The following is a 4,879-nucleotide window of genomic DNA, read 5'->3' on the forward strand; positions in this document are numbered from 1 at the left end:
GATTTGTTATTCATCCTACCTGATCTGTGATTTTTTCCCGGGAGCTGTGATTTTCTACTCCGGAGGTACGATTTTTTAGTGGGAGATACGACTTCTCATCCCGGAGGTATGACTTTCTACTCCGGAGATACGATTTTTAAGCGGGAGATACGACTTCTCACCCCGGAGGTATGACTTTCTACCCCGGAGATACGATTTCTGAGCGGGAGATACGACTTCTCACCCCGGAGGTATGACTTTCTACCCCGGAGATATGATTTTCAAGCCGGAGATATGTCAGGTTAGCTGGGATATATGATTGATTTTGTAATATTTATGATTTTTCACCCCGGAGATGCCATTTTTTTATGGGATATAGGACTTTCTATCGCGGAGAAATGAATGTTTTTCCGGGATATACAATTTCTCATCTGGGATATATGATTTTTTAGTGGGAGATACGATTTTTTTCAGGGATATATGACATACCGCGCGGGATATATGATTTCCAGGGGGGAGCTACGACCAAAGCCGGTTTAATTGATCGGGACTTGGGAATTTCTTTTTAGCTGGAGGCTGAGATCCGCTGTGGGGCATATCGAGAGCTTAGATCGTGGAACCTATTATCGCACAAGTGGAGAACACTTGCGCGATAAGGTGTTTGCCCAGTGAGGTTTTTGCAGTGAGGTTTTGATGAAGCGGCTGTAGAATGCTTAAGGCTATTCATCCATATCGCTTTGTTGTGGCTCGTTTATCCTATTGTTAGGTTCACTTTTTTTCCAAGACCTACTTCCAAAAGCCTGTAAAGTGTGGAAAGTTGGATATCGCTATGTCCGTTCTCGATTCTGGAGATAAAGCTCTTTTTTGTTCCAGTTCGTTCGGCAAGTTGTTCCTGGGTTATGTGTGCCTCTTTACGTGCTTCTCTAATAATTTCACCAATTGCAAATGCTTTGGCTTTTATTTCGAAGTTGGTACGTTCCTGAGATCCGACCTTTCCATAGCGTCGGTCAAGGTGTTCGTCAAATGTTGTTAAATGTTCTTTCATTTTGATCTCCTTTTCAATTCAAAATATTCGTCCTTTATTCTTAGGGCCTTATCAATTTCCTTTTTCGGTGTTTTCTGAGATTTCTTATGAAAACCATTAAAGAGTACCACCAAGTTACCATCATCAAAACAGCAGAAAATCCGATAAATATTACCCTGGAATTCAACTCGAATCTCAAAAAGTCCGTCTGTGCCAGTCATATGACTGAAAAACTTCCTGGGAATTCGTTCCACTGTTCGTACTATGAAGAGCACCTGATCAATCTTATCCTTTACTTTCTCATTCAGTGGTTCGAAAAAATCACTGAAATAGTTTTTGAAAAAGACAAGTTGACGATAATGTTCCACCGTTTCAAAGTTAACTAATAATGGAACAAACTAAAAGTTGAAAAGTTCAGATTTCTACACTCAAAAGACTATGATTCACAACAATTAAACAACAGTATTACTAAACGATCCAAAACGGATACGTTGTGCGTATTGATCACCAAATTAAACATTTCCGTGGATATTATCTTCGGTCGATCAAGTCTTGTTTAATTGTATGGGATTTGAGAAATCGCTTTTTAGCTGGAGTCTGAGGTGCGCTGTGGAAGGTGGGGAATGGTGGAGAGTTAGACCCCGACTTTTATTTCAGTTGGTCCCGGTTTCAATTCCTTATTCAGATGATTGTGAATGATGGGGATTAGAGGTTCAAGGGTTAGATAGGCGTTATCCTCTGCGTTGAGGATAAATACTGCTATCGGATATTTATTAAAGTTTTGTTGATATTGTAGATTCCTGTCAAACGTTAGAAGTACATCAAATTCTTGCTGCAACATCAATTTTAGGAGTTCACCATTTTTGACACTGTTCCAACCCATGTCATTGACAGTGAAAATTTCATGATTAGGAAAATTAATTTTTAGACGTTTAGGTAGATTCTCGTCAATTAACAGTTTCATAGATTTGACCCAGTTGTGCGGAGTTTACAATCTTATTAGCAATCTCTAATACACCAATGGCTTGTTCTTTTGTTACACTTGGGAAATCTTCCAAGAACTCTTCGATTGTAATTCCTTTTTCAAGATGCCAAAATAATGTTTGCACGGGCACACGTGTTCCACTGAAAACGGGTTGACCATTTTGGATTTCTGGATCTACTGTTATGTGTCTTCCGATGGTGCTCATATATCAAATATACGTATAGTTGAGTTAAACGATACAATGTGCACGGATGGAACAACGTGATTCAGGTCTGCCTGACCTGGGCATAGCTATTTAATAGTACAGGATTTGAGAAAACGCTTTTTAGCTGGAGGCCGACATGCCCTGGGGAAGGTGGAGAGCTGCTAGATTTTTAATGGTTACCTTCGCATCAGGAATTTTTCAATTCTAATTCTTCTCTTATAAGTTTTTACACTTTCAATTGACGGGTTACGAGCAATTAAATTGGCGATTCATCTGATGTGTGAAACCTCCAATCCTTTCTTTAGAAATCACATCCGGGAGATTCAAAGCTTATTCTTTTTATAAGCAGACTCAACAAATATTACGAATAGTTTAATGCATACGATTGGTGTAATTGGTACTTCTAAGAAAGAAGACGAAAGAAGGCTTCCCATTCATCCCGAACATTTGTCAAGGCTACCAGAAGAGGTAAGGAAACACCTTATTTTTGAAAAGGGGTACGGCAGGTCTTTCAAGGTTGAAGATGAAGAGTTAAAAGCCCTGTCTTGTGGGATTGCTTCGCGAAGTGAACTTCTGGGTGACCTGGGATCGGTAATCATTGCCAAGCCAGTTCTTTCAGACCTGCAGGAACTAAAGAAAAATGGTCTGCTTTGGGGTTACCCTCATTGTGCACAACAGAAGGAAATTACTCAAACAGCAATCGACAGAGAATTGACATTGATTGCGTTTGAAGACATGTTCGTGTGGTCTCCCAGTGGTATTCAGGGACGTCATACATTCTATAAAAATAATGAGATGGCCGGTTACTGTGCGATTCTTCATGCTATGCAATTAAAGGGAATTGATGGTCATTATGGAAACCAGAGAAAAGTATTAATCTTCAGCTTTGGGGCAGTAAGCAGAGGAGCCATTTACGCCCTGAAGGCTCATGGATTTAGAGATATAACCATTTGCATCCAAAGGCCAGATCATGAGGTCAGAGAAGAAATTCTTGATGTTAATTATGTTAGGATTAAAAAAGGCGTTGAAGGTGGAGCCAGGATGTTAGTGGTAGAGCATGATGGATCAGAAAGGCCATTAACTGAGTTAATTAGCGAATCAAAAATTATCATTAATGGCACATTCCAGGACCCAAACAATCCTCTGGATTTTGTTACTCATGACGAAAAAGCATGCTTACAAAAAGGTTGCCTAATTATAGACGTGAGTTGTGATGAAGGAATGGGTTTTTACTTTGCCAAACCCACAACATTTAAGCATCCAATGTTCTCCGTTGATGATATAGACTACTATGCTGTGGATCATACCCCTAGTTACTTATGGGAAAGTGCAACGAGATCAATTTCTGCAGCATTAATAGTGCATCTTCGGACTGTTCTTGAGGGAAGAGAAGCATGGAAAAACAATGCGACTATTCGGGAAGCAATTAATGTAGACAAGGGAGTTATACAGAAAAATGAGATTCTTCGGTTCCAAAATCGAGATCGTGAATACCCTCATGGTATTGGAAAGTGATTGTTGGTAACATTTCGTTACCCACACTTTACCCACTTTTAATCGCCAATAAACGCTTATAAGTGATTAAAATCAGATGCGTTGTGCGTATTGATCACCAAATTAAACATTTCCGTGGATATTGTATTTGATGGATTAAGCCTGTTTAATTGTACGGGATTTGGGAATCGCTTTTTAGCTGGAGTCTGGCATGAGCTGGGAAGGTGGGGAACATCTGAAGTTGCTATATACAGTGTCACCAACTTTTTTCTATTTTTTCTTTCAACTCAGGAGTTAGTTTTTCAAACTCAGAGATTAAAGAAATCATTTTGTCAACTCTTTTACGAGCAGTATTCGGGTCGCTATATTGTCCTTTTATTGATTTAAGGAACTTCGTCAAGCGAATCACATATTCTTCCAAATGAGATATTTGATTATTTACACATAAATATTTAATCAAATCAAAACTACCCTGGAGGCTATCTTGAGATGTCATGAAATCAATACACGCTTTTTCAGTTTCATGTTTATTAAAAAAAGGTATTAATTCTGATTTTATTACTTCCTCAATTTTTTTAGCAATTGGTGCTATTTGAGTGTCGTTTGTAATGTCAAATTGGTCGTTATCAAATTCATTAGTCACCCTATCAATACTAAATCTGTAATCAGCGTAAACTTCTGATTTCAAATCTCTAGGTTCGGGTTTTATCCCATTTATTAAGATTCCGCACCTGAAGTAAAAGCGAAGTTGCTCATGAGAGTTTCCTTGACTCAATTGAAGTGTAACCACCTGTTGCGTTTCGTCAAGTTTTTTGATAAAGTGGTTTCCAGACTTTTTAAATCCAGCATCTTTAAGAGGTGGATAAATTCCAGCTTTCACAATTTCTTTAAACTTGTCTTTTATCATATCAATCTACTTGCTGTCTAACCTTTAGTTCTTGCTGTCTAACCTTTAGTTATAGTGCATGCACCACAGCTACTAATATCATCTTCCAAATCACCATTTCAATAACAATACTTTACCCATTTGGAACGACAATAAACGCTTATAAGCGACTAAAAACGGACACATTGTGCGTATTCATCACCAAATTAAACATTTCCGTAGATATGGGATTTGGGAATCCCATTTTGACTGAAGGCCGATATGCCTTGTGGAAAGTGTAGAAGGCCTAGATCGCCAATAGCTATC

6 protein-coding genes are annotated in these 4,879 nt (G+C 38.7%); 1 reads left to right on the top strand and 5 read right to left on the bottom strand.

Going from position 1 to position 4,879, the window contains the following annotated elements; translation table 11 throughout:
- Positions 1-730 precede the first annotated feature (730 nt).
- The 4 genes from RLO81_RS10500 to RLO81_RS10515 form a co-directional block, all read right to left on the bottom strand.
- A complete protein-coding gene (locus tag RLO81_RS10500) occupies positions 731-1,024 on the bottom strand; it encodes a helix-turn-helix domain-containing protein (RefSeq protein WP_350111140.1) in 294 nt (97 codons plus the stop codon).
- On the bottom strand, positions 1,021-1,371 hold the full coding sequence (locus RLO81_RS10505) for a type II toxin-antitoxin system RelE/ParE family toxin (RefSeq protein ID WP_350111143.1): 351 nt from the start codon (positions 1,369-1,371) through the stop codon (positions 1,021-1,023). The genes RLO81_RS10500 and RLO81_RS10505 overlap by 4 nt, the downstream gene beginning before the upstream one ends.
- A gap of 266 nt (positions 1,372-1,637) precedes the next feature.
- Positions 1,638-1,967 (bottom strand): DUF5615 family PIN-like protein, encoded by a 330-nt coding sequence (locus RLO81_RS10510; protein ID WP_350111146.1) that lies wholly within the window; start codon positions 1,965-1,967, stop codon positions 1,638-1,640.
- Positions 1,951-2,193 carry a DUF433 domain-containing protein gene (locus tag RLO81_RS10515; RefSeq protein WP_350111149.1) on the bottom strand — a complete coding sequence of 81 codons (243 nt, stop codon included), beginning with the start codon at positions 2,191-2,193 and terminating at the stop codon, positions 1,951-1,953. Before RLO81_RS10515 ends, RLO81_RS10510 begins: the two co-directional genes overlap by 17 nt.
- A gap of 375 nt (positions 2,194-2,568) precedes the next feature.
- Here RLO81_RS10515 and RLO81_RS10520 point away from each other — a divergent pair, with 375 nt between their 5' ends.
- Entirely contained in the window at positions 2,569-3,708 is a 1,140-nt protein-coding gene (locus RLO81_RS10520) for a N(5)-(carboxyethyl)ornithine synthase (protein WP_350111152.1), read from the top strand.
- A 235-nt stretch (positions 3,709-3,943) separates the two neighbouring features.
- Here the strand turns inward: RLO81_RS10520 and RLO81_RS10525 are convergent, their stop codons facing one another.
- Positions 3,944-4,594: a DUF4304 domain-containing protein gene (locus tag RLO81_RS10525; protein WP_350111155.1), complete on the bottom strand. Its 651-nt coding sequence runs from the start codon at positions 4,592-4,594 to the stop codon at positions 3,944-3,946.
- Positions 4,595-4,879 lie beyond the last annotated feature (285 nt).

Source organism: Fulvivirga sp., from assembly GCF_040220315.1.
Classification (GTDB): Bacteria; Bacteroidota; Bacteroidia; order Cytophagales; family Cyclobacteriaceae; genus Fulvivirga.

Coding starts and splice junctions, on each gene's coding strand:
- RLO81_RS10500 (WP_350111140.1), bottom strand. CDS start 1,024: ATGAAAGAACATTTAACAACATTTGACGAACACCTTGACCGACGCTAT.
- RLO81_RS10510 (WP_350111146.1), bottom strand. CDS start 1,967: ATGAAACTGTTAATTGACGAGAATCTACCTAAACGTCTAAAAATTAAT.
- RLO81_RS10515 (WP_350111149.1), bottom strand. CDS start 2,193: ATGAGCACCATCGGAAGACACATAACAGTAGATCCAGAAATCCAAAAT.
- RLO81_RS10520 (WP_350111152.1), top strand. CDS start 2,569: ATGCATACGATTGGTGTAATTGGTACTTCTAAGAAAGAAGACGAAAGA.
- RLO81_RS10525 (WP_350111155.1), bottom strand. CDS start 4,594: ATGATAAAAGACAAGTTTAAAGAAATTGTGAAAGCTGGAATTTATCCA.